24 protein-coding genes are annotated in these 25,319 nt (G+C 32.7%); 16 read left to right on the plus strand and 8 right to left on the minus strand.

Annotated features, from left to right (window positions below):
* Positions 1-8: 8 nt before the first annotated feature.
* The 3 genes from arsC to prfB form a co-directional block, all read right to left on the minus strand.
* The gene (arsC, locus tag HHX25_RS11665; protein WP_169673419.1) at positions 9-350 is read right to left on the minus strand and encodes an arsenate reductase (glutaredoxin); all 342 of its coding nucleotides are present in this window, start codon (positions 348-350) and stop codon (positions 9-11) included.
* Positions 350-967, minus strand: coding sequence for an HAD family hydrolase (locus tag HHX25_RS11670; RefSeq protein WP_169673423.1), 618 nt, complete (start codon positions 965-967; stop codon positions 350-352). The genes arsC and HHX25_RS11670 overlap by 1 nt, the downstream gene beginning before the upstream one ends.
* A gap of 15 nt (positions 968-982) precedes the next feature.
* Positions 983-2,096, minus strand: a protein-coding gene (gene prfB / locus HHX25_RS11675) for a peptide chain release factor 2 (protein ID WP_169673426.1) whose coding sequence is annotated in 2 segments (ribosomal slippage) — positions 983-2,029 and positions 2,031-2,096 — 1,113 coding nt in all. Because the reading frame shifts where the segments join, the coding sequence is not laid out codon by codon here.
* A 262-nt stretch (positions 2,097-2,358) separates the two neighbouring features.
* Here prfB and HHX25_RS11680 point away from each other — a divergent pair.
* The 4 genes from HHX25_RS11680 to HHX25_RS11695 are packed head-to-tail and all read left to right on the plus strand — an operon-like array spanning position 2,359 to position 5,681.
* On the plus strand, positions 2,359-3,378 hold the full coding sequence (locus HHX25_RS11680) for a glycosyltransferase (protein ID WP_169673429.1): 1,020 nt from the start codon (positions 2,359-2,361) through the stop codon (positions 3,376-3,378).
* Between the two features lie 14 nt (positions 3,379-3,392).
* Positions 3,393-4,361, plus strand: coding sequence for an ATP-grasp domain-containing protein (locus tag HHX25_RS11685; protein WP_169673432.1), 969 nt, complete (start codon positions 3,393-3,395; stop codon positions 4,359-4,361).
* Positions 4,345-5,022, plus strand: coding sequence for an HAD family hydrolase (locus tag HHX25_RS11690; RefSeq protein ID WP_169673435.1), 678 nt, complete (start codon positions 4,345-4,347; stop codon positions 5,020-5,022). The genes HHX25_RS11685 and HHX25_RS11690 overlap by 17 nt, the downstream gene beginning before the upstream one ends.
* Positions 5,019-5,681: a hypothetical protein gene (locus tag HHX25_RS11695; protein ID WP_169673438.1), complete on the plus strand. Its 663-nt coding sequence runs from the start codon at positions 5,019-5,021 to the stop codon at positions 5,679-5,681. Before HHX25_RS11690 ends, HHX25_RS11695 begins: the two co-directional genes overlap by 4 nt.
* Positions 5,682-5,702: 21 nt before the next feature.
* On the opposite strand, the gene HHX25_RS11700 is transcribed toward HHX25_RS11695, so the two are convergent.
* Positions 5,703-6,101, minus strand: a complete 399-nt coding sequence (locus tag HHX25_RS11700; protein ID WP_169673441.1) for a hypothetical protein — start codon at positions 6,099-6,101, stop codon at positions 5,703-5,705.
* Between the two features lie 103 nt (positions 6,102-6,204).
* Here HHX25_RS11700 and HHX25_RS11705 point away from each other — a divergent pair, with 103 nt between their 5' ends.
* The 4 genes from HHX25_RS11705 (at position 6,205) to HHX25_RS11720 (ending at position 9,573) form a co-directional block, all read left to right on the plus strand.
* The gene (locus tag HHX25_RS11705) at positions 6,205-6,372 is read left to right on the plus strand and encodes a hypothetical protein (protein ID WP_169673446.1); all 168 of its coding nucleotides are present in this window, start codon (positions 6,205-6,207) and stop codon (positions 6,370-6,372) included.
* Between the two features lie 161 nt (positions 6,373-6,533).
* On the plus strand, positions 6,534-7,571 hold the full coding sequence (locus HHX25_RS11710; protein WP_169673449.1) for a glycosyltransferase: 1,038 nt from the start codon (positions 6,534-6,536) through the stop codon (positions 7,569-7,571).
* A 30-nt stretch (positions 7,572-7,601) separates the two neighbouring features.
* Positions 7,602-8,630 (plus strand): glycosyltransferase family 2 protein, encoded by a 1,029-nt coding sequence (locus tag HHX25_RS11715; protein WP_169673452.1) that lies wholly within the window; start codon positions 7,602-7,604, stop codon positions 8,628-8,630.
* A 58-nt stretch (positions 8,631-8,688) separates the two neighbouring features.
* On the plus strand, positions 8,689-9,573 hold the full coding sequence (locus HHX25_RS11720) for a beta-1,6-N-acetylglucosaminyltransferase (RefSeq protein WP_169673455.1): 885 nt from the start codon (positions 8,689-8,691) through the stop codon (positions 9,571-9,573).
* A gap of 49 nt (positions 9,574-9,622) precedes the next feature.
* Here the strand turns inward: HHX25_RS11720 and HHX25_RS11725 are convergent, their stop codons facing one another.
* Positions 9,623-10,720 carry a hypothetical protein gene (locus HHX25_RS11725; protein WP_169673458.1) on the minus strand — a complete coding sequence of 366 codons (1,098 nt, stop codon included), beginning with the start codon at positions 10,718-10,720 and terminating at the stop codon, positions 9,623-9,625.
* A 238-nt stretch (positions 10,721-10,958) separates the two neighbouring features.
* Here HHX25_RS11725 and HHX25_RS11730 point away from each other — a divergent pair, with 238 nt between their 5' ends.
* Positions 10,959-11,981, plus strand: a complete 1,023-nt coding sequence (locus tag HHX25_RS11730; protein ID WP_169673461.1) for a threonine aldolase family protein — start codon at positions 10,959-10,961, stop codon at positions 11,979-11,981.
* On the opposite strand, the gene HHX25_RS11735 is transcribed toward HHX25_RS11730, so the two are convergent.
* A complete protein-coding gene (locus HHX25_RS11735) occupies positions 11,974-12,297 on the minus strand; it encodes a YbaB/EbfC family nucleoid-associated protein (RefSeq protein ID WP_169673464.1) in 324 nt (107 codons plus the stop codon). The genes HHX25_RS11730 and HHX25_RS11735 overlap by 8 nt on opposite strands.
* Positions 12,298-12,384: 87 nt before the next feature.
* On the opposite strand from HHX25_RS11735, the gene HHX25_RS11740 reads away from it, so the two are divergent.
* From HHX25_RS11740 to HHX25_RS11750, 3 genes are all read left to right on the plus strand, one after another.
* Positions 12,385-14,445 carry a S9 family peptidase gene (locus tag HHX25_RS11740; protein ID WP_169673467.1) on the plus strand — a complete coding sequence of 687 codons (2,061 nt, stop codon included), beginning with the start codon at positions 12,385-12,387 and terminating at the stop codon, positions 14,443-14,445.
* A gap of 81 nt (positions 14,446-14,526) precedes the next feature.
* Positions 14,527-15,567, plus strand: a complete 1,041-nt coding sequence (locus HHX25_RS11745) for a PLP-dependent cysteine synthase family protein (protein ID WP_169673470.1) — start codon at positions 14,527-14,529, stop codon at positions 15,565-15,567.
* 255 nt (positions 15,568-15,822) lie between these two features.
* Positions 15,823-17,082, plus strand: coding sequence for an aminotransferase class I/II-fold pyridoxal phosphate-dependent enzyme (locus HHX25_RS11750; RefSeq protein WP_169673473.1), 1,260 nt, complete (start codon positions 15,823-15,825; stop codon positions 17,080-17,082).
* Positions 17,083-17,134: 52 nt separating this feature from the next.
* Here the strand turns inward: HHX25_RS11750 and HHX25_RS11755 are convergent, their stop codons facing one another.
* Both HHX25_RS11755 and HHX25_RS11760 read right to left on the minus strand, forming a co-directional pair.
* Positions 17,135-18,256 carry a GTP cyclohydrolase gene (locus HHX25_RS11755; protein WP_169673476.1) on the minus strand — a complete coding sequence of 374 codons (1,122 nt, stop codon included), beginning with the start codon at positions 18,254-18,256 and terminating at the stop codon, positions 17,135-17,137.
* Positions 18,257-18,446: 190 nt separating this feature from the next.
* Positions 18,447-19,478, minus strand: a complete 1,032-nt coding sequence (locus HHX25_RS11760) for a transporter (RefSeq protein ID WP_169673479.1) — start codon at positions 19,476-19,478, stop codon at positions 18,447-18,449.
* 160 nt (positions 19,479-19,638) lie between these two features.
* On the opposite strand from HHX25_RS11760, the gene HHX25_RS11765 reads away from it, so the two are divergent.
* From HHX25_RS11765 to HHX25_RS11780, 4 genes are all read left to right on the plus strand, one after another.
* Positions 19,639-19,917 carry a DUF4834 family protein gene (locus tag HHX25_RS11765; protein ID WP_169673482.1) on the plus strand — a complete coding sequence of 93 codons (279 nt, stop codon included), beginning with the start codon at positions 19,639-19,641 and terminating at the stop codon, positions 19,915-19,917.
* Positions 19,918-19,948: 31 nt separating this feature from the next.
* On the plus strand, positions 19,949-22,381 hold the full coding sequence (locus HHX25_RS11770; protein ID WP_169673485.1) for a YfhO family protein: 2,433 nt from the start codon (positions 19,949-19,951) through the stop codon (positions 22,379-22,381).
* Between the two features lie 81 nt (positions 22,382-22,462).
* Positions 22,463-23,743, plus strand: a complete 1,281-nt coding sequence (locus HHX25_RS11775) for a glycosyltransferase family 4 protein (protein WP_169673488.1) — start codon at positions 22,463-22,465, stop codon at positions 23,741-23,743.
* A gap of 53 nt (positions 23,744-23,796) precedes the next feature.
* Entirely contained in the window at positions 23,797-25,269 is a 1,473-nt protein-coding gene (locus tag HHX25_RS11780; protein ID WP_317169082.1) for a lipopolysaccharide biosynthesis protein, read from the plus strand.
* Positions 25,270-25,319: the final 50 nt, after the last annotated feature.

Consider the following 25,319-nt stretch of genomic DNA (forward strand, 5'->3'; position numbering starts at 1 on the left):
TATTAGGACTAAATAATATCCAATATTTTTTCAGGGGGCCTACCAATAGTGGCTTTTTTCCCATTAATAATGATTGGCCGTTCTATTAATTTAGGATTTTCAACCATAGCAGTGATAACTTCTTCATCACTTAAATCTTTATTTTTGAAAGTCGCTTTCCAAATAGCTTCGTTCTTTCTAACCAGTTCTATGGGTTTTATACCTAAAAGTTTTATAATGTCTTTTAGTTCATTTTTATTGGGAACATCCTCCAAATACTTAACTATTTCGAACTCTTTTCCAGATTTTTCAAGTATTTCTAGTCCGCAACGTGATTTACTGCAACGATTGTTATGATATATTTTTATCATTATAAATGGATGTTATAATTTTTTAATTGTTGAATAAGCTGCTCCGGAGATTTAAATCGAATTCCATTAATGCCTAAAGCATTGGCAGCTTCAATGTTTCTTAGATTATCATCAATAAAAATTGATTTTTCGGCTGTAATATTAAAACGTTCTAAGGTGATGTCATAAATTTCTTTAAAAGGTTTTCTGGTTTTTTCGTCACCAGAAACAATAATACCTTCAAACCATTGTAAAAACTCAAAACGATCCAGAGCTATAGGAAACGTTTCGCTACTCCAATTGGTTAATGCAACAACTTTATATTTGCCTGATTTTATAAACCATTCAAGAATTTTTACAGTACCACTTATTTCTTCTCCCAGCATTTCTACCCATCTTCCATAAAACATTCTGATTAAAGTTTCATGTTCTGGAAAAAGAGCAACACGTTCTTCTGTTGCTTTGGCCATAGGATATCCTGCATCTTGATTTTCGTTCCAATCGTTGGTGCAAATATTGTCGAAAAACCATTGCATTTTTTTGCGGTCCCCACTAAATTCTTCCAGATAAACGTATTCTGGATTCCAATCGATTAAAACCCCACCGAGGTCAAAAATTATAGTATCTATTGTATTCATGTAGTTATCGATGTTTTATAATTGATTATCGTCTTCTACTTTTTGTCCCATCATCATTAGATATGATTTCAAGAATTCATCTAAATTTCCATCCATAACAGCATCAACATTACCAGTTTCGTGTGCTGTTCGTACATCTTTAACTAATTTATAAGGGTGCATGACATAATTACGAATTTGGCTTCCCCACTCAATTTTCATTTTGCCTGCTTCTATATCATCACGTTGTGCCAATTGCTTTTGAAGCTCAATTTCATATAACTGCGATTTTAACATTTGCATAGCACGAGCCCTATTATCATGTTGTGATCTAGTTTCGGAACAAGAGATTTGAATTCCTGTTGGCTTGTGGGTAAGCTGTACTTTGGTTTCTACCTTATTAACATTTTGTCCTCCAGCACCACTGGATCTAGCAGTTGTAATTTCGATATCTGCTGGGTTTATTTCAATTTCAATAGTATCATCAACCAGAGGGTACACGTAAACAGAGGCAAAACTCGTGTGCCGCTTAGCATTGCTATCAAAAGGAGAAATTCTTACTAAACGATGTACGCCATTTTCGCCTTTAAGCCATCCAAAAGCAAAGTCGCCTTCAATTTCTAAGGTAACCGTTTTTATTCCAGCTACATCGCCTTCCTGAAAGTTAAGTTCCTTTACCTTAAATCCACTTTTCTCTGCATACATTAAGTACATACGCATGAGCATACTGGCCCAATCACAGCTTTCTGTACCACCAGCGCCAGCCGTAATTTGTAGCACGGCACTTAAACTGTCACCCTCTTCAGACAGCATATTTTTAAATTCTATGTTCTCGAGGAAAACGGATGCTTCATCATATAATTGTTCAACATCTTCGGCAGAAGATTCGCCCTCTTTATAAAACTCATAAAGTACCTCTAAATCTTCAATTTGCGTCTTTATTTTATTATAATCCTCAACCCATTTTTTCTTAACTCGAAGCGACTTCATTATTGTTTCGGCAGCTTTCGGATCATTCCAGAAATTAGGATCGAACGTTTGTTCTTCTTCGTTCTGTATCTCTATAAGTTTAGTATCTACGTCAAAGATAGTGCCTTAGTTTATCAAGGCGGGTATTTAGATCTTTAATTTGATCTGAAGTAATATTCATGGTTATTATTTATTTCGAACAAAAATAGAACTAATTAGCTTATATTAAAATATAATTTTAATTTATAGGAAAATTCTACTTTTTATCGGATTTATTTATAAATAATTTATTTATATTATATATTTAATTATTATTGCTTGATAAACTAACCATTCTATTTCATTCTTAATCTCTCAATTCTAACAAATACAAATTTAGGACATGAAAAGCTATGCGTTTCTTATGTGATAGTCACATCTTTGTTTAATGAAATTTTGATAATTTGAAATTAAGTATCATTGTACCGTTATATAATGTGGAAAAATATGTTGCCTCCTGTATCGAGAGCCTTTTGAATCAAAACCTGGATGCTAGCGACTATGAGATTCTTATTATTGATGATGGTTCTACAGACAACAGTATACCCATTGTTAAAAAATTTGAACAGGCACATTCTAATATTTATGTTCATAGCCAAGAAAATGCTGGAGTAGGGAGTGCTAGAAATAAAGGGATTGATTTAGCTAAAGGGAAATATATTTATTTTATTGATCCAGATGATTATTTGGCATCTAATGTTTTAGAACCTATTTTAAACCACATAGAGACGCATAACCTGCAGGTCTTAACGTTTTCGTCTACAGGGACAACACTTACTGACCTATATGTTTCGGGCTCAAATAATTACCAAAGCTTTCCTGTTAACAAAATGCATGGTATGGATTATATAGGAGCTTTTCGTTACAAAAATGAAGTTTGGTGGTATATGATAGAAAGGGCTTTTTTAAAAGACCTTGAACTTAAATTTATAGAAGGCAGGTGGATGGAAGATGCTATTTTTACCACGACTTTATTTATTAATACCCTGCGAATGGCTCACGTACCTATTGATGCACACAGACATGTGAAGGTTGAGGGGTCTGCAATGACCAGTAAAGAGCCCAAGCATTATATACAAGTGATTTACGATAATGGTCATGCAGCCCAAGTGTTTAATAAATTAATTGAAGAAGTAAGTCGTTCAAAAAATACAAATTTAAAATGTTTAAAAAGGTTAAGAACGCGCCAGCAATCGTTTGTGTTTTTTATGATGGTAAGGATTTTAAAATCCAGAATGTTATTTAAAGATGTTAAAGCCGTTGTTAATAATATGGTTGAAGTTGGAGCATATCCGTTAAACAAATTTATAGGAGATGATTACAATGGGTTGGTTTATCGATTTATAACAAAGCTGTTTAACGTAGAGCCTCTTTATCTCTTTTTATTCTTAATCCTAAATCCTTTTTTTAAAGCAAAAAATTAATAGCCAAAATATTTATGAGTCATATTTTAATTACATCTGCGGGTAGAAGAGTTTCATTAGTCAGAGCCTTTATTAAAGAATTAAAGGAGATAGATGAACGGTCTCAGGTATTTGTTACTGATGCTGCCCCTAAACTTTCTGCAGCTGCACAAATAGCCCATAAAGCATTTGAAATATGTAAAATTGATAATGATAATTATATTGATGCCCTGTATAAAATTTGTTTAGAAAATAAAGTGGAAGTAATAATCCCCACATTAGATACAGAGTTAACAATACTTTCTAAAAATCATGAAAAATTCTTAGCGGCTAACATAAAAATTGTATTATCTGATGAGAAATTGATTAAAAAATGTAGAAACAAACTAAAAACCCATAAATTATTTAAAAAACTAGGAGTTGGTACGGCTAAAATATATTCTAAGATCAAGTATAAACTCCCTTTGTTTATAAAACCCATAAACGGAAGTAACAGTTCCAACAATTTCATAATAAAGAATAAAAATCAGATTTCTAAATACCAATTAGAAAGTAACATCCTTCATTTTTTTGAATATTTAGATCATGATATTTATGATGAATATACCTGTGATCTATATTATAATAAAACTGGAGAGTTAAAATGTGCTATCCCACGAAAACGAATAGAAATAAGAGCAGGAGAGGTTAGTAAAGGACTAACCAAAAAGAATGAGGTAAAGATGTTTTTGGATCAAAATTTTTCGTTTTTAAAAGGAGCAAGAGGCTGTATAACGGTTCAATTATTTATGCACAAAGAAACGAAAGACATAAAAGGTATAGAGATCAATCCAAGGTTTGGAGGCGGTTTTCCACTTTCGTATTTAGCTGGTGGAAATTACCCTAAATGGATTATCCAGGAGTATATTTTAAATGAAGATTTGAATTATTTTGATGATTGGAAAACAGATTTGTTAATGTTAAGATATGATGATGAAATTTTAGTAAATGATTATAAAGGATAATAAAATTGTAATTTTTGATTTAGATGACACGCTATACAATGAGATAGATTTTTTAAAGTCGGCGTATAAAGAAATAGCAGAAGAAATTGCTAATGACATAAATGCAGATGCTTTATCAATTTATAGAGAGATGCTAATATGTTTTGATAATAAAAATAATGTATTTGAAACCATAATTAAAAAGTATGGTGTTTCGTACGACACACAAGAGTTATTGCATATCTATAGGAATCATGTTCCTGAGTTGAAATTATCAAAAGATAGGCAAGATACCTTAAATAAATTGAAACATAGCAATATAAGTATGGGGATCCTAACAGATGGTAGAAGCCTGCAGCAAAGAAATAAGATTAAAGCCTTGCAGCTTGACATTTGGTTTTCTGAAATTGTTATTTCGGAAGAGTTTGGAAGTGAAAAACCTAATAGCAATAATTACACGCATTTCGAAAAAGTTTTTGGAAAAGGACAATATTATTATGTTGGAGATAACATTAATAAAGATTTTATAACACCAAATAAACTTGATTGGGTTACTATCTGTTTGGCTGATAATGGTTTAAATATACATAAACCAAACAATGTATCATTAATGAATAATGAGTATCTAGCCAAGTATACTATAACCAGTTTTATTGATATTTTAAAAGTTATTGATAAATGATTAAAATAAGTTTGAATCAAGTTTTAAATTGGTTTTTTGGTTTGTTTAAAGCAAACAAACCACTGCTAATCTTAATGATTCTGATAGATTTTATTTTTATTTCAATACATTGCTTGCTTTTGTACGAATTTATAGATTATAACCTTAATTTCTTTATTGAAAAAGATTTGGGGTTTGCAGAATTCTATCAATATATAAAAGAGTTTGGGATTTTTTTAATGCTGCTTCTTTTGTCTTATAAAGAAAAGCGACTTATATATCTAGTTTGGGCTTTATTTTTTCTATATGTCTTATTGGATGATTCTTTAAGTTTACATGAAATTTATGGGGTATATTTGGCAGACTATTTTAATTTTCGTTCCCAATTTAATTTGAGAGCTGAAGATTTTGGAGAACTATTGATTTTTGCTCTTTTAGGAATTATTTTTTTTACATCCGTAGTATTTACATTTTTCAGGGCAGATGCTAAGGGGAGGTTAGTAACCAAAACTCTTTTTGTATTGATTTTGATGTTAGTATTTTTTGGGGTTTTTATAGATTTATTGCATATTGCTATACCTGATGCCAAAAATGAATTTGCTGTCATAGAAGAAGGAGGAGAAATGGTAGTAATGAGCTTTATTTTTGCATATACTTTAAGTCTTAATTATATTAAATAGAAGTCGTAATTTGACTCCTTGCTAATTGAGACATTTCAACTTTCTAAAATTTAACCATAAGTATAAAAATGAGCTCCCAGCTATTAATAGTTCAATAAACTCTGAAGTTTTTACAATTGCAAAATCGTACCTGGCACTAATAGACACCCTATCCTGAATGAAATCAACTGCAGCATGGCAAAAAATAATTAAAAACCATAAAAAAAGTATTGGAGGCACACTTATTTTTTTCAATTTATTGAAATACCCTAATGCAATTCCGAATAGACCTCCAAGGCCAAAAACCATACGTAGGACCTCCGAATGACCTTGTAAGCCATGTAAATTATGAAGTGTTGTTTCTCCTTGTCCATTTATTTTGGCCCAACTCTCTGGAGTTTCGAAATGAAAAAACCATTGCCCCCATGAAATTTCTTCCATAGCGATCAAGATTAAACAGGTAGAAAAGAATATGTAAAAAAGTTTTGAATACTTGTCTAGAGATTTATTTAAACTTCTAACGTTATAAAGGCCTAATATACCTGTGAGCAGTAAAATAAGAAATGTTAGAATTTCAATAGGGGCATTCTCTTCCAGAAGCCAAAAACCAAAACTCTCTGTCGATGGAAAAACAAAAAAAGATCCCATTATTATTGTTAATGGTATGGGGCTAATAAAAATGGCTAATATTGTTTTTGGAGAAATGTTGTAAGTAGAAGAGAATGGTTTGAACATATTTTACTAATTTATTAAACAATATAAAGAATAAAAGATAAATACAGACTAAACTTTTGCAGTATAAATAAGCTTTTAATCTATTTATTAATTCCTTGATAAAGGTTCTTGTTATTTTAGTAACCATAAACCCTAAATATGAAATTAAGTATAGTTGTTCCATTTTACAATGCAGAATCACATATAGAAAGATGTCTGCACAGTTTGGTTAATCAAAATATAAATAAAAACGATTACGAAATAATATTAATAGATGATGGCTCTACAGATAGTGGTATAAAAATAGTTGAGAGCTTTAAGGAAGATCACAAAAACATTTTTATTTATAGTCAGGATAATATAGGCTTAGGAGCCACAAGAAATAGAGGCATAATGCTTGCTAAAGGCGAATTTATTTATTTTATCGATGCCGATGACTATTTGGTCTTTAATGTGTTAGATATTATATTAAAACAAGCCGAAACCTTAAATTTAGAGGTGTTAGGTTTTAATACAATGCCTACAGAAAGAATAGATTTATTTACTTCTAAAACAGAAGGAAAAACCTATAACCCAGATATTTTAAAAGGTGCCGATTTTTTGGTTAAGAATAAATATCATAGGCTTGAGGCCTGGTGGTATATTATTAAAAGAGAGTATTTACTAAAATCGGGTTGTAAATTTGAAGAAGGCAAGTTTATGGAAGATGCCATTTTTACATTTAACATTTTTTTAGGGGCAAACCGTACCATGTTTTTGCCAATAGACGCCCATAGATATGTAAAGACCAATGAGTCTATTATGAATAATAATAACGACGAGCACCTATTAAAGGTTATAGAAGATTATATTAGCTTGGTTTTTAGGTTTGATTCGCTTGCTAACGAAATCACAAAAAATGAAGTTCTAAACGCTTCAGAAATTGTTAAGAGTATAAAGTACAAAAGTACTGTGAGCATTTATTTTATGTTTTTCAAAATTATTAAATCCAAAATATCCATTAGGGAAATTAATAGTATTCTAACCAGACTAAAAAGGATTAATATATATCCATTAAAAGGATTTATAGGAGATCAATATTTTCATAAAAAATTTAAAATAAGCGCATTCATTTTTAATCATAAATATATATTCTATATTTTTTTGTATCCGCTTAGGCTTCTTTACAAGTATAAATTAATAAACCTAAACTTATAGGTGCTTGTCCATTTTTAATATATGTATATTATGAAGTTGAGTATTTTAATTCCTATGTATAATGCTGAATCTTACATTGAAAGGTGTCTGGACAGCTTGATGCACCAAGATATATCGAAAGAGGAATATGAAGTCGTAGTGTTTAATGACGGATCTAAAGATACAAGTGAAGCTATTGTCAAAAAAGTTGCAAAAACTCATACTAATGTCATTTTGCACTCGCACAAAAACGAGGGCGTTATATCGACTAGGAATAAATTATTAAAGTTGGCAAAAGGTACTTATGTGTATTTTATGGATGCAGATGATTATGTTGCACATAACGCTTTAGGGAAAATACTTGAGTTTTCGTTACAAAACAAATTGGATATTATGGGGTTCGATACCCAGGTGACGAAGAATGATAAACAATTTGATCTAGAAACACCGTTTCACGAATATGAATTGCCAAATATAGTTTCGGGAGCACAATTTCTTAAAGAAAATAAAAATTTGCGCATAGAAATTTGGTGGTTTTTGATACGCAAAAGCTTTTTAAATAAAAATAAATTAGCTTTTAATGAGAGTGTACAGGGTTATGATGGAGATGTTGTGTTTACATTACGATCATTTTTGTACGCCGAAAAAGTAGCTTATTCCCCAGTTTCTGTGTATAGATATTTTCAGTCTGTAGAATCAACTATGCGAACTGTAAACAATGCATACAAAAAAAGAATAGCGAACTATTTTCTGGCTTTGATTTTTGATTTTAGCAATTTAATAGATAGTATAGAAAAATATCCTATTTCACATAAAAATATCATAAAAGGCAATTTTAAATTTAGAAGAGATGCCTTTACTTTTTTTACAATAATAAAAATGATTCGTGCAGAATTTAGTATTGAAATAATTAAAGAAAAATTGATAAAGTTAGAACGTATTAAAGCCTACCCAATGCAGTCCTTTATTGATGGAGAGTACAATACTTTGAAGTATAAACTATTAACTTATATATTTAACCATAGACTTTTATTGTTCGTGTTTATTAGACTGTATGAAACTTATTCTAAAATTAGATAACTAATCCTAAGCCTCAAATAGAAGGAAAAAATATCAACTAGATATATATTGCAAAACAATGAAACAAGCTACTTTTTCGGCGTATAAAAACTTTGAGCATTTGGCTGATATTATTGGTTTTTTTGATGAAGGCTTTGAATTTTATATACATGTTGACAAAAAAAGTAAAGTGCCTAAAGCCGTATTAGAAAAAATTAGAGAAAGAAAAAATGTTAAAATACTATCGCAAAAATATAGAGTAAACTGGGGAGGTTTAAATCATTTAAAAAGTGCTTTGTTTTTGGCAGATAAGGCCTTAAAAGAATCAGACAACCAATATTTTCATTTGATTAGCGGGCAAGATTTTCCTATTAAAAATATGTCCCAATTTAAAACGATAACCAATAGTTCTATATTAAAAGATTATTTAGAATATTTTGAACTTCCAACAGAAAATTGGGCTAATGAAAATGGAGGGTTTGATAGAATTCAGTATTATCATTTATTAGATACTTTAAATGCAAAAAAACATATTAAGAGGTTGTGGTGGTTTGTTAGACTTCAAAAGAAATTTAGCTTTAAAAGAACCATTAAGAGTAAAGTTCCTAAATTATACGGTGGCTCAACATGGTGGAGCTTATCTAGAGAAACACTACAATATGTAATTGATTATACAGACAAAAGACCTTATTTAATTAAAAGGCTTAAATATACATTTTGCCCAGAGGAAATATATTTTCAAACGGTTATTATGAATTCAGATTTTGCAAAAAAAGTTATAAATGATAATTTAAGGTATATTGATTGGGAAAACAATCGTATTGGTAAATACAATGCTTCTCCCGCTGTACTAAGTATAGCAGATTTTGAAAAAATCATAGTGTCAGAAAAATTATTTGCGAGAAAATTTGAAGCACCTATTTCAGATAACTTGAAAGCCAAATTACTAAAAAATAAAAGCTAGAGAAAATATCTCTAGCTTTTATTGACTCAATCAAATAAGTATTTTTTATCTATTCACATACCACAGCATGAGCAATCACATATATTTCACCAGATAAATTAGGTGTAATAGTATATTGCCCAGGAGCAACGGTATTTACCCCATTTTTGGTTGGATAGCTATTCTTTCCAGCGTAAGTATGGGTTTCGTTAACAGTATATTCGTCATCTATATTATAAGTCACGGTTACTTCACCATTGTCGTATTTTACATCAACGGTACCAACTAACTCACCTTTATCGGTATCGCATTGACCAGCACCAGCGTAAATGTCATAGGTGTACTCGCCTTCAGTAAGAGGTCCTATAGTCCATCCCCATCTATTAAACCCATCTTCTATAAAACATGTAGAGTCATTGTCGTTGTTACCTTTAGCAAAGGCCGTTTCGCATGCCTCTTCGCACTCAATGTTGAAATTGAAATCCAATATCCAAGCACGTTCACCATCTTCGTTGATTAACCAACCCCAAGTACTTAATCCATATGCTTGTGTGTCTGAACTGTCAAATAAGCCAGCTCCAGGGCCAACTATAACACCAAAATGAGGTGTTGTATCATCGTTAGGGTCTGGACGTTGTTCAACACCAAATGTACCTTCTTCAACGCAGTCACCACCAGAAGCTGTAATAGTACTTCTGCTAGAATCTATCACATAATAGTAAAGATCTTCTTTAACTACATTAGTACAATCATTAGGCTCGTCTTTAAAGCTACCGCCCTCGGCAGAAAAAGTAGCCCAGTCTTTTTTGTCCTTAATCCAAACATCAACCTCTACGATACAGGTGCCTAAGACTGTAGACCCTTTTATATTTGCTGTTCCATCATCATATTCTGTATAATATAGCTGGTGTTCATCTGTAGAAGCAAATAAATTAGTCCAATCTGTGTCAAAATTCGGCCACCAAAAATTTGATGTGTACCCAGGGATATCACAACGATTTAAATTAACTGCCTTGCAATCCTTTACGATTTTAGGAGGACGATTTTCTTTCTCTTTTTTCTCAGTTAATGAGGAATCTTGCAAAGTTGCTTGGGTGTCTATATTTTCTACCTGACAAGATAAAAAGAACAGACATGCCCCCATTAGAAATGTAATGTGTCTTCTCATGATTTAATTATTAAATGGTTAGTAGTTTTATTAATAGCAATAACTATTTGTAAAATTAATTCAGAAAACTTATAAAACATTATATAATAGGTTAATCCCTTTAATAACTCGATGAATAGACAAAATTCTTATTTCTTCGTTATATTGAATTTAAATACTTTATAGTTGAAAAAATATTAGAATATATACTTCTGCTAAGTAGAAATATTTTATAGATTTACAAGCGTATAACTATAGGATGATAATAGATTTAAGAAGCGATACGGTTACAAAACCAACAAAAGATATGTTGGATGCTATGATGCAAGCCAAAGTTGGAGATGATGTATTTAGAGAAGATCCAACGGTTAATGAGTTGGAGGAACGTGTAGCTAAACTATTTGGCAAAAGTGATGCTTTGTTTTTTCCTAGTGGAACGATGGCAAACCAAACTGCATTAAAGTTGCATACCAACCCTGGAGATCAGGTTATCTGCGATAAATATGCCCATATTTATAATTATGAGTCTGGAGGAGTCTCCTTTAACAGTGGCGTTTCTTGTAAGTTGATAGACGGTAATCGAGGCATGTTTAAAGCAGAGCAGGTTTTAGAAGCGATAAACCCTGAGGCCTATTATTACAGCCAGACAAGTTTAGTAGCGATTGAAAATACGACGAATAAAGGTGGTGGTGCGTGCTGGGATATAAATGAGATAAAAAAAATAAGAACAATTTGTGACGAAAAGAATCTGGGATTTCACTTGGACGGTGCTCGTATATGGAATGTACTAGTCGCTAAAAACGAAACAACTGTTCAATATGGGGAAATCTTTGATACCATTTCGGTATGCCTAAGTAAAGGCTTAGGTTGCCCTATAGGTTCTGTTTTGGTAGGCGACTCGGAAATTATGAAGCACGCTTTAAGGATTAGAAAGATTTTTGGAGGAAATATGCGACAAGTGGGCTATTTAGCTGCTGCTGGCTTGTACGCTTTAGATAATCATGTGGAAAGACTAGCTGAAGACCATAAAAAAGCGAAAGAAATTGGAGATGCTCTAAGAAAGTCTTCAATAGTTAAAGCTGTAGAACCCGTTGAAACGAACATCGTTATCTTCGAATTAAATATCGATGTAAATGAAAATGCTTTTGTAAAAAAACTGGCCGATCAAGACATCCATATTATAAGCATGGGGAGCAATAAATTACGAATGGTCACACACCTAAACTACACAGATACAATGCATGACAAGCTGTTAAGTGTTTTACAGGGGCGTATCATTTAAACATATCCATTCCAGGAATGTTTGGCATACCATCTTTTGCTGCCGCAGCCAATTCGGACTCATTAATTTTTGTGGCCTTTTCAATAGCTCTGTTTAGGGTAAGAATAAGGTAATCCTCTAGCTGTTCCTTGTCATTAAGCAATTCGTCATCAATTTCAATAGATTTGATCGTACGGTTTGCTGTAAGGGAGACTTTAAGTTTATTGTCGCTACTAGTTTCATCAACCAGAACCGAGTCCAAGCGCTTTTTAGTCTCTTCAACTTTTTTCTGGGCTTCCTTAAGTTTACCCATCATATTCATCATATCTCCAAACATATTTTTTATAAATTGATTATTGCGTTACAAAACTATTTAATTTTTCTATTTTTGAAAGCTTAAATTTTAAGAATAAATTTACCTTTTTTGAAAAACACGATCCACCCCCCAGTAGCTATAAAAAAAACAAAGGAACTTTCAATGCATGGCGACATACGCATTGATGACTATTATTGGTTAAGCAAAAGAGAAAATCCTGAAGTTATAGATTATTTAAATGCTGAAAACGATTATACAAAAGGTATGATGCAGCATACAGAAACCTTTCAAAAAGAACTTTTTGAAGAAATGAAAGGCAGGATAAAAGAAGATGATATGTCGGTGCCTTACAAGCTTAATGGCTATTGGTACATAACGCGTTATGAAAAAGATAAGGATTACCCGCTTTATGTGCGTAAAAAAGAAAACCTAGATGCCGTAGAAGAACTTTTGTTCGATTGCAACGATATGGCCAAGGAACATGCTTATTTTAACTTGGGAGGTATCGCTATAAGCCCCAATAACACTTTAGCGGCATTTGCTACAGATGTTATTGGGAGGAGACAGTACAGCATTCAAATCAAAAATTTGATAACTGGAGAAATTTATCCAGATAAAATTTTAAATACAACAGGATCGGCAACATGGGCTAATGATAATAAGACTTTGTTTTATACTATTAAAGATGAAGTGACATTACGTTCGCATAAAATTTTTAAGCATAAATTACATTCGGAAGTAAAAGAAGATGTAACTGTTTTCCATGAAAAGGATGAAACCTTTAACACATTTGTATATAAAACAAAATCGAGAAAGTATATTGTCATTGGGGCTTCAAGTACCTTAACTACAGAATATAGAATACTTAATGCTGATACCCCTGATGATGAATTCAAAGTTTTTCAGGAGCGTATTCGCGAATTGGAATATAATATTTCTCATTACAAAGATCATTTTTATATTATAACCAATAGTGATGGAGCCACCAATTTTAAGCTGCTTAAAACCAAAGAAACAGCAACTCAGAAGGCATATTGGCAGGAAGTTATTCCACACAGAGAAACCGTTTTATTAGAAGATATAGAGATTTTTAAGGACTATTTGGTAATCAATGAACGTGAAAATGGACTCAATAATTTGAGAGTTATAAGTTGGGATGGGACCGAAGACTATAGACTACCATTCGATTCCGAGACTTATACCGTGTTTATAGGTAACAACGTCGATTTTGATAGTGACATATTACGATACGGTTTTAACTCACTAACTTCACCAAGTTCTGTAATTGATTACAATTTTAAGTCCAAAATAAAAGAAGTCAAGAAGGAGCAGGCTATTTTAGGAGGGGAATTTGATAAAAACAACTATGAATCCAAAAGAATTTGGGCAACAGCAAGAGATGGCTTAAAAGTACCTATTTCTTTAGTGTATAAAAAAGGAATTCAATTAGATGGAACGAATCCATTATTGCAATATGCCTACGGTTCCTACGGTTCGACTGTCGATCCTTCATTTTCGAGTATTCGGTTAAGTTTGTTAGATAGAGGTTTTATTTATGCCATTGCTCATATACGCGGTGGGGAGTATTTAGGGAGGTCATGGTATGAAAACGGAAAACTACTTAGCAAATTAAATACATTTTATGATTTTATAGATTGTTCAAAATATTTAATAGAACAAAAATATACATCAAATAAGCATTTATATGCATATGGAGGCTCTGCTGGTGGATTGTTGATGGGAGCGGTAATTAATATGAATTCTGAGCTTTACAATGGGATTTTAGCAGCAGTTCCATTTGTAGATGTTGTTACAACGATGTTAGATGACAGTATCCCTTTAACAACGGGAGAATATGATGAATGGGGAAATCCTAATGATGTAGATTATTACAACTATATGAAGTCATATTCTCCATATGATAATGTTGAAGCCAAACATTATCCTAATATGTTAGTGACTACAGGCTTGCACGATTCGCAGGTACAGTATTGGGAGCCAGCAAAATGGGTTGCCAAATTAAGGGAATTAAAAACAGATGCCAATAAACTATTGTTGCATACAGATATGAATTCTGGACATGGAGGTGCATCAGGGCGTTTTGAAAGTTTGAAAGAAATAGCCTTAGAATATGCTTTTTTATTAGATTTAGAGGGAATTTATAGGTAATATAAAAAAATGTTTTATTTTTGTCAGGTTTTAGGTTACAAATATTTTTAGTAATATTACCGAAGCTTATAAAAAGCATTTATGAAACACAAAAATAAGGTTTTTGACAATGTATTAGATTTAATAGGTCAGACCCCACTTATTAAGCTTAATAAAATAGCCTCAGAGTTTAAAGGGAACTTTTATGCAAAAGTAGAATCTTTTAATCCTGGGCATTCTTCAAAAGATAGAATAGCACTTTATATTATAGAGCAAGCAGAGAAAAAAGGGATCTTATCACCAGGTGATACTATTATAGAAACGACATCTGGGAATACTGGGTTTAGTATAGCTATGGTAAGTATTATTAAGGGATACGATTGCGTTTTAGCTGTAAGTTCTAAATCTTCAGCAGATAAAATCGATATGCTTAAGACTATGGGAGCTAAAGTTTATGTGTGTCCAGCACATGTAAGTGCAGATGATCCTAGGTCATATTATCAGGTAGCAAAACGTTTACATGAAGAGATAAAAGGATCTGTCTATATCAATCAATATTTTAATGAGTTAAATATTGATGCACATTATAAATCTACAGGTCCAGAAATTTGGAAACAAACAGAAGGTAAAATAACACATCTTGTGGCATGTAGCGGAACTGGTGGTACCATATCGGGTACAGCAAGGTATTTAAAAGAACAAAACCCTAACGTGAAAGTGATAGGAGTAGACGCTTTTGGTTCTGTTATTAAAAAGTATCATGAAACCAGAGAGTTTGATGAAAAAGAAATTTATCCATATAGAATTGAAGGCTTAGGGAAAAATTTAATCCCAACTGCTACAGATTTTGATGTTGTTGATGAATTTATAAAAGTAACAGATGAAGAAAGTGCACATACGGCCAGATTAATAGCTAAATCTGAGGGTATGTTTGTTGGTTACACATCTGGAGCAGCCATGCAAGCTATCATGCAGTTAGGCGAACAAGGAGAGTTTAAAAAAGATGATAATATTGTTGTGATCTTTCCAGATCATGGTTCACGTTACATGAGTAAGGTATACAGTGATAAATGGATGAACGAACAAGGCTTTTTTGATAGTAAAAATGAAGCTGCTGCACAAAATATTCAATATATAAAATAGCATAATTACTATCATTAAAGGAGATGATGTTTTGTTGTTAAAGCAAAATACCATCTCTTTTTTTATTTTATCAATAATTGGACGGTAAAAAATTATGTTCAAACCATATAAATATTTAATTTTGCAATAACTAACTAAGGACAGAAAGCTTTCATGAAATATACTAAAACATTCTAATTTGTTTTTGTTTTCCCTCAAAAGCAGCTACAAGCACGTGGCTATGTCTGAATTTTAATAGCTATAAGATTATAATAAATGAAGGATTTATTTGAAAAGATTTATAAGGACAAAGGGCCACTAGGTAAATGGGCTTCCCAAGCTGAAGGCTACTTTGTATTCCCTAAATTAGAAGGAGAAATTTCTAATCGTATGAAATTTCAAGGAAAAGATGTAATTACTTGGAGTATTAATGATTATTTAGGGTTAGCTAACCATCCAGAAGTAAGAAAAGTAGATGCTGAAGCTGCTGCTCAATACGGTTCTGCATATCCAATGGGGGCTAGAATGATGTCTGGACATACAGATTTACATGAAAAATTACAAGATGAGTTAGCATCGTTTGTAAATAAAGAAGCTGCATATTTGCTGAATTTTGGGTATCAGGGTATGGTATCTACCATTGACGCTTTAGTTGCTAAAGACGATATTATTGTTTATGATGTAGATGCACATGCTTGTATTATTGATGGTGTTCGTTTGCATATGGGCAAGCGTTTTACCTACAAGCATAACGATGTTGAAAGTTTAGAGAAAAACCTGGAAAGAGCCACAAAAATGGCAGAACAAACAGGGGGAGGTATTTTAGTGATCTCTGAGGGGGTTTTTGGAATGCGAGGAGAGCAGGGGAGATTAAAAGAAATTGCAGCTCTTAAGAAGAAATATAATTTCAGGTTATTTGTTGATGATGCGCATGGGTTTGGTACATTGGGAGCTACTGGAGCAGGAGCAGGAGAGGAGCAAGGCGTACAGGATGATATTGATGTCTATTTTGCAACATTTGCCAAGTCGTTAGCAAGTACTGGGGCGTTTATTGCTGGAGATCAAGAAATAATTGATTATTTAAAATATAACTTGCGTTCCCAAATGTTTGCTAAATCATTGCAAATGCAATTGGTTGTTGGTGCTTTAAAGCGTTTGGAGATGCTTAAAACTATGCCAGAGCTTAAAAACAAGCTTTGGGAAAATGTAAATGCTTTACAATCTGGATTAAAAGATCGAGGGTTCGATATAGGAACCACACAAAGTTGTGTGACACCTGTGTACCTAAAAGGAAGTATTCCGGAGGCTATGGCTTTAGTAAGAGATCTGCGTGAAAATTACGGAATCTTCTGCTCTATAGTTGTTTACCCAGTAATACCTAAAGGGTTAATTTTATTAAGATTGATACCTACGGCAACCCATACTTTAGAAGATGTATCGGAAACTTTAGCGGCTTTTGAAGCTATAAGATCCCGACTCGAAAATGGAACATACAAGCGTTTATCTGCTTCAGTAATGGCAGCAATGGGCGAATAGTATATTTCATAATATAGATGAAAAATCCGATTCAATTATGAATCGGATTTTTTTATGTAATATCTTTTCTAAATGTGCAGCGCCTTTTATTCACAACAGGTTGAAAATGTTTCCATATTTGTTGGATAGCAACATTATCATCTAATTCAGGGCCTCTTACGCACAATTCAATACCTTTTTCAGTAAATGTTTTGTGGAATTCATCAAAAATAATTGCTGTAACACCTTTGTTTTGGTACTCAGGTAAAATGCCAATTAAATAAAAGGTTACAGTTTTGGAATGCTTTTTAGCATGTAATAAATGTTTTATCCCAAACGGAAACAGTTTGCCTTTCATTTTTTGTAAAGCTTCAGCATAAGAAGGCGTTACAATTCCAAAACCAACTAGCTTGTCATCTTTGTCTAAAACAAACTTTACATATTCAGGGTTGAGGAAACCGATAAATTTTTTCTTGAAATATTCGCGTTGCTCGTCATTTATTTCAACAAAAGAGGAAAGAACGGCATGTGATTTCGAAAAGACATCAAACATTTCATCCGTATATGGTAAGATGTCTTTATTTTTCGTAAAGTTCAAGGCTCTTAACCCATAGCGTTTCTTTATAATCCCTTGCATTCTCGAGAAAAAATCGGATTTAATGTTTTTAAACTCCATGATATTCTCAGAATACGTTTTTGCAACATCATAGTCTAGTTTTTCAAAATGAGAAGCATAATATGGCGGATTGTGCCATGTAATCATACTCCCTATTTGATCAAATCCTTCAGTGACAACACCTACCTTGTCAAGGTTCGAAAAGCCAACGGGCCCCTCTATAAATTCAAGATTGTTTTCTTTTCCAATTTCAGTGACCTTATCAAGCAAAGCCTTTGTAACATTAACATCGTCAATAACATCAAACCAACCAAAACGCATTTTTTTTAAGGTTTGATCTTTTACTTCCAACCAATTGATTATAGCGGCTACACGGCCAACAATTTCTTTGCCTTTATATGCTAAAAACAACCTGGCCTCAGCATCATTGAATACGGGGTTTTCTTTTTTGTTGAAAGTTTTAACTTCTTCACTAATAATTGGAGGTACCCAATATTTGGAATCTTTATTGAGCTTAAAGGGGAACTTTACAAAAGCTTTTAAATCCCTTTTTTTATGCACTTCTTTGAGTATTATCATATGTTATGATAGCTGTTTATATTTTTAATCGAAAAAAACTCCTCGATGCTGAGCGTCGAGGTTTCCGCTGAAATTGTCATTCCAGTGAAAACGGGAATCTAAATAAAGAATTTTAATTTTTGACCAAATGGTTAAAGCTAGATTAATATTTCATGTATTTGTGTTAGGAATATTGGTTTTAAGGAATTCTTTATTCATTGTCAAAATCAATATCGTCTCGTTTTCGTTTTTTTGTTTTATCTGTATCATCGCCATCATTCTTTTTCTTGTCTTTTTTATTGCGTCTAGATTTTCTTTTTCCTTCTTCTTTGGCTGAATTGCCATTATTTATGTCTTCGTCCTTAATTTCTTTATCTTTATGAAAATCCAACCTATAGGATACTCCAAAGTTTACACCAAAAACCGAAGGTGTATCCTTTGTGTTAAATGTTAGGGCGGTATCCAGCTGAAGATTTCTTCCCCATAAATAGGCACCTCCAAACCTAAAAAGGTTGTCGGCATAAAAATCGCTTTGAATACCCTGTGTTTCGCCAAATATAACCCATTGAGGGCTGAATGAATGTGTTAATGTTAAAATATATTGAAAATCTGATTGATCAGATCCAATTCTATCCTTTATTAAGTTCATAACAAATACCCAGCCTCCAGCAAAATTGTTTTGAGTTGCGATCATTACTTTAGGGCTAAAACCTTCAATTCCAGGAGCTGTATAAGGATTGTCTTTAGAATCGAAGTTTGCTCCAAGATATACAGAAACAGCAGGGATTAATGAGCTCCATTTAAAGCTATGGTTGGCTTTCCAGCTATACAGGTTGGGCTTCTTTTCTTCTGAGTTTTTATAAGGGTCGTACACCAAATATTTAGCGCCAATGGTTATGGCTTTAAAATTAGATCGTTTTTCTTCTGCAGATAAATTTGACGTAAAGGTTTTTGTGTCATTTTGGTAAGTTCCTTCAATGTTTAGTTCTAATTCTTCAAGTAGCAGGCCATATCTCGCTGCAAAATCAATTCCAAATCCAGACGCTTTATATGCTGCAGCTGGTGTTCTTTTTTCATTGATTATGTAAGGGCCTACTTCAAGTTGTATAACGTTGGTGCCTACCGAAAAGGCACTTCGGGACACACCAGGTCTATTAGAGTTAATAACATCGGTATATTGACCGTATGCTTGAATTGAAATTAAAGTCAATAAAAAGCAAAAAGCAGATTTCATTGGGTTCATAATTAAGGTTTTAGTTTGCAACCAGTAGCACATTGGCAATACACTGTTGTTATATCCTAAGTTCAAAGACTTTTTCAAATATAGATATTTTATACTTTTTTTATCATTTTTGAACGTTTTTTAAGCGTATAGAATTGTATTTTTGTTAAAAATAATTTTTATGCTACAATTTGCATCTGTAACAGGTTTTGTTAGAATGGTATTGATCATTCTTCTTATTTACTTTGGAATAAAAATCCTATCACGTTTATTTGCTCCATTTCTTGTTAAGTATGTTGCTAAAAAAGCAGAACAACGTTTTGGTGATCAGTTTGGGCAGTTTAGGCAACAACAAGAAAAACCAAAAAAAGAAGGAGAAGTTACCATAGATAAGATACCAAAAACTAAAACCTCAAATAAAAATGTTGGTGACTATGTAGATTATGAAGAAATTGATTAATTTTCACAAACATTGTTCTTAATTTACTTTCATGCAATTTTCAATTAAAAGAGTAGTTCCCCATTTATTAGTTTTAGCGGGTTTTGTAATACTTTCACTAGCTTATTTTAACCCCGTTTTAAAAGGGAAGCAGATATTTCAAAGCGATATCATGCAATACATAGGCATGAGTAAGCAACAAAAGGATTTTAAAGCGGAAACCGGAGAAGAAACGTATTGGACCAATAGTGCGTTTGGAGGTATGCCGACTTATCAACTAGGAGCGAGGTACCCGCATAATTATATTAAAAAACTGGATTTAGCACTTCGGTTTTTACCCAGACCAGCAGATTATCTATTTCTTTATTTGTTAGGTTTTTACATACTGTTATTGGTTTTAAAAATTGATTTTAAACTTGCAACCTTAGGAGCTATAGCCTTTGGTTTTTCAACGTATTTAATTATTATTTTAGGGGTTGGACATAACAGCAAGGCGCATGCTATAGCTTATATGCCTTTGGTTTTAAGTGGTATTTTGCTTGTTTTTCAGAAAAAATATATATCAGGTTTTTTGCTAACCACTGTAGCTATGGGCTTGGAGCTAGTGGCTAACCATTTTCAAATGACCTACTATTTATTACTGTTGGTTATTGTTTTAGGGATAGCTTATTTGATTGATGCTTATAGAAAAAAGATATTACCGCATTATTTTAAATCGATAGGTATTTTAATTGCTGCTGTTGTTCTTTCAGTAGCTTTAAATGCTACAAATATTTTGGCAACACAGGAATATGTGAAAGAAAGTACTCGAGGAAAAAGCGAGTTAACCATAAACCCTGATGGCTCGCCAAAACCAGTAACCTCTGGTTTGGATAGGGATTATATTACGCAGTTTAGTTATGGTATTGCAGAAACTTTCAATCTTTTTATCCCCAGATTTATGGGAGGGGGTAGCTATGAAGATTTAGGCAAAGATTCGGCAACATATGAGGCTTACAGGAAGCTAGGTGCCAGCACAACGCAAGCGTTGGAAGCGTCCAAACAAGCGCCCATGTATTGGGGAAAGCAGCCTATAGTTGAAGCACCAGCCTATGTGGGGGCAGTAGTTCTGTTTTTATTCGTGTTTGCCTTATTTCTTGTAAAAGGGCGGCTAAAATGGTGGCTGGTAGGAGGAGTCTCGTTATCGTTATTGCTCTCTTATGGTAAGAACTTAGGATTTCTAACAAATTTCTTTATTGATTATGTGCCACTTTACAACAAGTTTAGAGCGGTTAGCTCTATTCAGGTTTTATTGGAGCTATGTATTCCAGTATTGGCTATTGTTGGACTGACACGATTGTTCAATGATTTTGAAAAGAAAGAAGAAAAACTGAAAGCTTTAAAATATACTAGTATTATAACTGGAGGTATAGCAATTGTATTCTTGGTATTCAAATCGTCGTTATTTGATTTTGTTCGTACTAATGACGGTCAATATATACAGGCTTACGGTCCGGATTTTGTTAGGGCACTTAAGGAAGACAGAAAAAGTATCTTTACACAAGATACACTACGGACATTGGTTTTAGTATTATTGTCTGCGGGTGTTATTTTTATGTTTTTACGCGATAAGCTTAAGGAGAAATGGGTAATCGTTGCATTTAGTGCATTAATTCTTTTTGATTTGGTTGGCGTGAACAGACGTTATGTTAATAATGATGATTTTGTATCCGCCATCAAAGTAAACAAACCATTTCAGGCTAATGAAGCGGATAAAAAAATCTTAAAAGATAAAACACATTTTAGAGTACACGATCTAGTTTCGGGACCTTCTAAGCCTTCATATTTTCACAATTCTTTAAATGGCTACAATGCTGCTGAATTAAAACGATATAGAGAAGTTTTTGATTTTTATGTATTGAGAGACAATTTTAACGTACTCAATATGCTTAATGCTAAGTATATAATTGCATCAGATGAAAAAGAAAGGGTTTTTGCATATGAAAACCATGAAGCAAATGGTAATGCCTGGTTTGTGAAAAACTTAGAAATGGTGGCGTCTACAAATGAGGAAATTAAACAATTAGATAGTTTGCCTAATAAGGTCAAGGCTATTTATTCACCCCATAAAGCCTTGGAAGAGCTAAAAGATCTGAAGCCGAACTATATAGTTGACTCGTTAGCCTCTATTGATTTGATGGAAGTTAAGCCAAACTACTTAAAGTATAAGTCCAAAAACTCAAATGATGGGTTTGTGGTCTTTTCTGAAGTGTATTACGGTAATGGCTGGAAAACTTTTGTTAATGGTGAAGAAGCTTCGCATATACGTGTTAATTATACACTACGAGGTATGTCTTTGCCAGCAGGAGTACACACTGTAGAATTTAAGTTTGATCCAGATGTTGTTAAGACAGGGAGCCGCATTGCTTTAGCAAGTTCTATTTTGTTTGGGATATTGTTGCTTGGAGGCTTATTTTACGGGCTTAAAAGGAATGATATGCAGTGATTTCTGTAAAAACACGGGGATCTATTATGTTAATATCTAGTTTCAGTTTTTTAAGATTCCTGCCTTCGTAGGAATGACAAGATGAAAAAAAAAGTACTTATAATAACTTATTATTGGCCACCAGCTGGTGGTCCTGGAGTTCAGCGTTGGTTGAAGTTTGTTAAATATTTACCAGGATTTGATATAGACCCTATTATTTATATTCCAGAAAACCCCAATTACCCTTTAATAGATGAGAGTTTAATCTCTGAAATTTCAGATAAAGTCACCATTCTAAAGCAACCTATAAAAGAACCGTATAAATTAGCGGGGATTTTTTCAAAAAAATCATCAAAAACAATTAGCAAGGGGATTATTTCAGATAATAAAAAACAAAGTTTTATCGAAAAGATCATGCTTTATGTTAGAGGTAATTTTTTTATACCTGACGCTCGAATTGGTTGGGTGAAACCTTCAGTGACTTATCTTGAGCAATATATTACACAAAACAATATAGATACTATAATAACCACAGGCCCTCCGCACAGTATGCATCTTATAGGTTTGCGGTTAAAGGAAAGGTTAGAAGTAAAGTGGTTGGCCGATTTTAGGGATCCATGGACGACCATTGGCTACCATAAACAGCTAAAACTAACAAAGATTTCGAAAGAAAAACACATAGCTTTAGAAAAGCAGGTTTTAAATACGGCAGACCAGTTAATTGTAACGAGTTTTACAACTAAAGCTGATTTTCAAAAAATAACTGGCCGCCCCATAGAAGTCATTACAAATGGATACGATTACGAACCTGTTAATGAATTCAAGCTAGATTCAAAATTCTCAATGGCACATATAGGTTCTTTGCTATCAAAACGAAATCCGGAAATTTTATGGGAAGTGTTGCGTGATCTCATAAAAGAATATAATGATTTTTCAAAAGATTTGGAACTTAATTTTATTGGGGCTGTTAGTGAAGATGTATTGAATTCTATTAAAAAAAATAATTTAAGTAATCGTGTTAATGAGGTGGGGTATATTTCACATAAAGAAGCAATTGTGTTTCAGAAAAAATCACAAGTATTATTGCTAATTGAAATAGATTCGGAAGATACGAAATGTATTATTCCAGGAAAACTATTTGAATACATGGTTTCAAATAGACCTATTATAGCTGTAGGCCCTAAAGATTCAGATGTTGAAAAGATCATCAAACAAACCAATACAGGTGCTTATTTTGGTTACGACGATTACGAGTCACTAAAAACAACTATCTTGGGGCATTATAAAGCGTTTCAAAATAAAAGCTTACAATCGCATCCTATTGGCTTGCAAAAATATAGCAGAAAACAGTTAACCATGCGGTTAGCTGAGTTGATTAAATAATAAAACTTCAAATTCTAAGTCTCAATTCTTAATATTTTGGAACTTAGAGTTTAATGACTAAAGAATTCATGGGTATAGTTGCTTCGCAATCTTTTAAAAATGTTATCTCAACCTATCTAGGTTTTTTTATAGGAGCCATTAATACCCTGTTCCTTTATACAAAATTCTTAAGTGATGAGTATTATGGAATGGTAGGGTATATGCTATCTCTGGCATATGTTATTATGCCTATCATGGCTTTTGGGGCACATAATACGCTGGTTAAATTTTATTCATCTTTTAAAACACGTATATCGCTGAATAGCTTTTTAACACTTATGTTGTTTTTGCCTTTTTTAATCACGGTGCCTTTAAGTGTTATTAGTTATGTGTGTTACGATATGATTGGTGATTTTTTATCCCAGAAAAACAGCATCATTAAAGGGTATTTATGGCATATTATAATCATAGCGCTTGCACTGGCTTATTTTGAAGTGTTTTTTGCCTGGGCTAAAGTGCAATTACAAACCGTATTTGGAAACTTTATGAAAGAAGTTTTTCATCGTGTTGCGACTATGGTATTGTTATTCTTATTACATTTTGAAATTGTTAATGTGGAACAGTTTATGCTGGGGTTGGTTGGTGTTTATGTCCTAAGAATGCTTATTATGAATGTATATGCATTTAGCATCAAACTACCTGTTATAACATTTAGACGAATAAATGGTTTAAAAAATATTTTCAAGTACTCTTTTTTAATAATTATAGCAGGATCTATAGTCACCATTCTTTTAGATGTAGACAAAGTCATGCTGGGGCATTACATCCAAATTGAAGAAATTGCATATTATAATGTGGCTATTTTTATAGCTACAGTTATTGCTGTCCCTCAACGGTCCATGCACCAAATACTATTACCTTTATCTGCTAAGTATTTAAATGAAAAAGACTTTGATGCTCTAGAAGACCTGTACAAAAAGAGTTCGTTGAATCTGTATATTATTAGCGGGTTTATATTCCTTTTAATCATATTAAACATAAACCAACTGTACTATATAATTCCAGAAGAGTTTAGTGGCGGACTCTTTGTGGTGTTTATAATTGGTTTATCCAGGTTGTATGATGCCTTTTTGGGTAGTAACAATGCTATTTTGTTTAATAGTGATTATTATAGGATGGTTCTGTTTTTTGGTGTTGTCCTGGTTATTTTGATGATCGTACTAAATATGGTCTTCATTCCTTTATTGGGAATTAATGGAGCGGCTTTAGCGACTTCTTTGGCTATCTTTGCATATAATTCCATAAAATTACTTTTTGTTTACAGAAAATTTAAAATACACCCTTTCACGACAGATACACTTCAAATAACAGGTTTAATACTTTTAAGTGCGTTGTTGTTCTATTTTTGGGAATTTCCTTTTAATCCTATTATCAATATTGCTTTGAAGTCTGTTTTACTTACCCTGATGTATGTGTTTGTGGTTTACAGGCTTAAGTTTTCTGAGGATATATCTGCATTGATAGAACGTTATTTAAAGGTCAAGTAAACAGAAAACCCCACGATGTCGCTTTGAGGCAAACATATCGTAGGGCTTTC

The sequence above is a fragment of the Flavivirga algicola genome (assembly GCF_012910715.1).
Taxonomy (GTDB): Bacteria; Bacteroidota; Bacteroidia; order Flavobacteriales; family Flavobacteriaceae; genus Flavivirga; species Flavivirga algicola.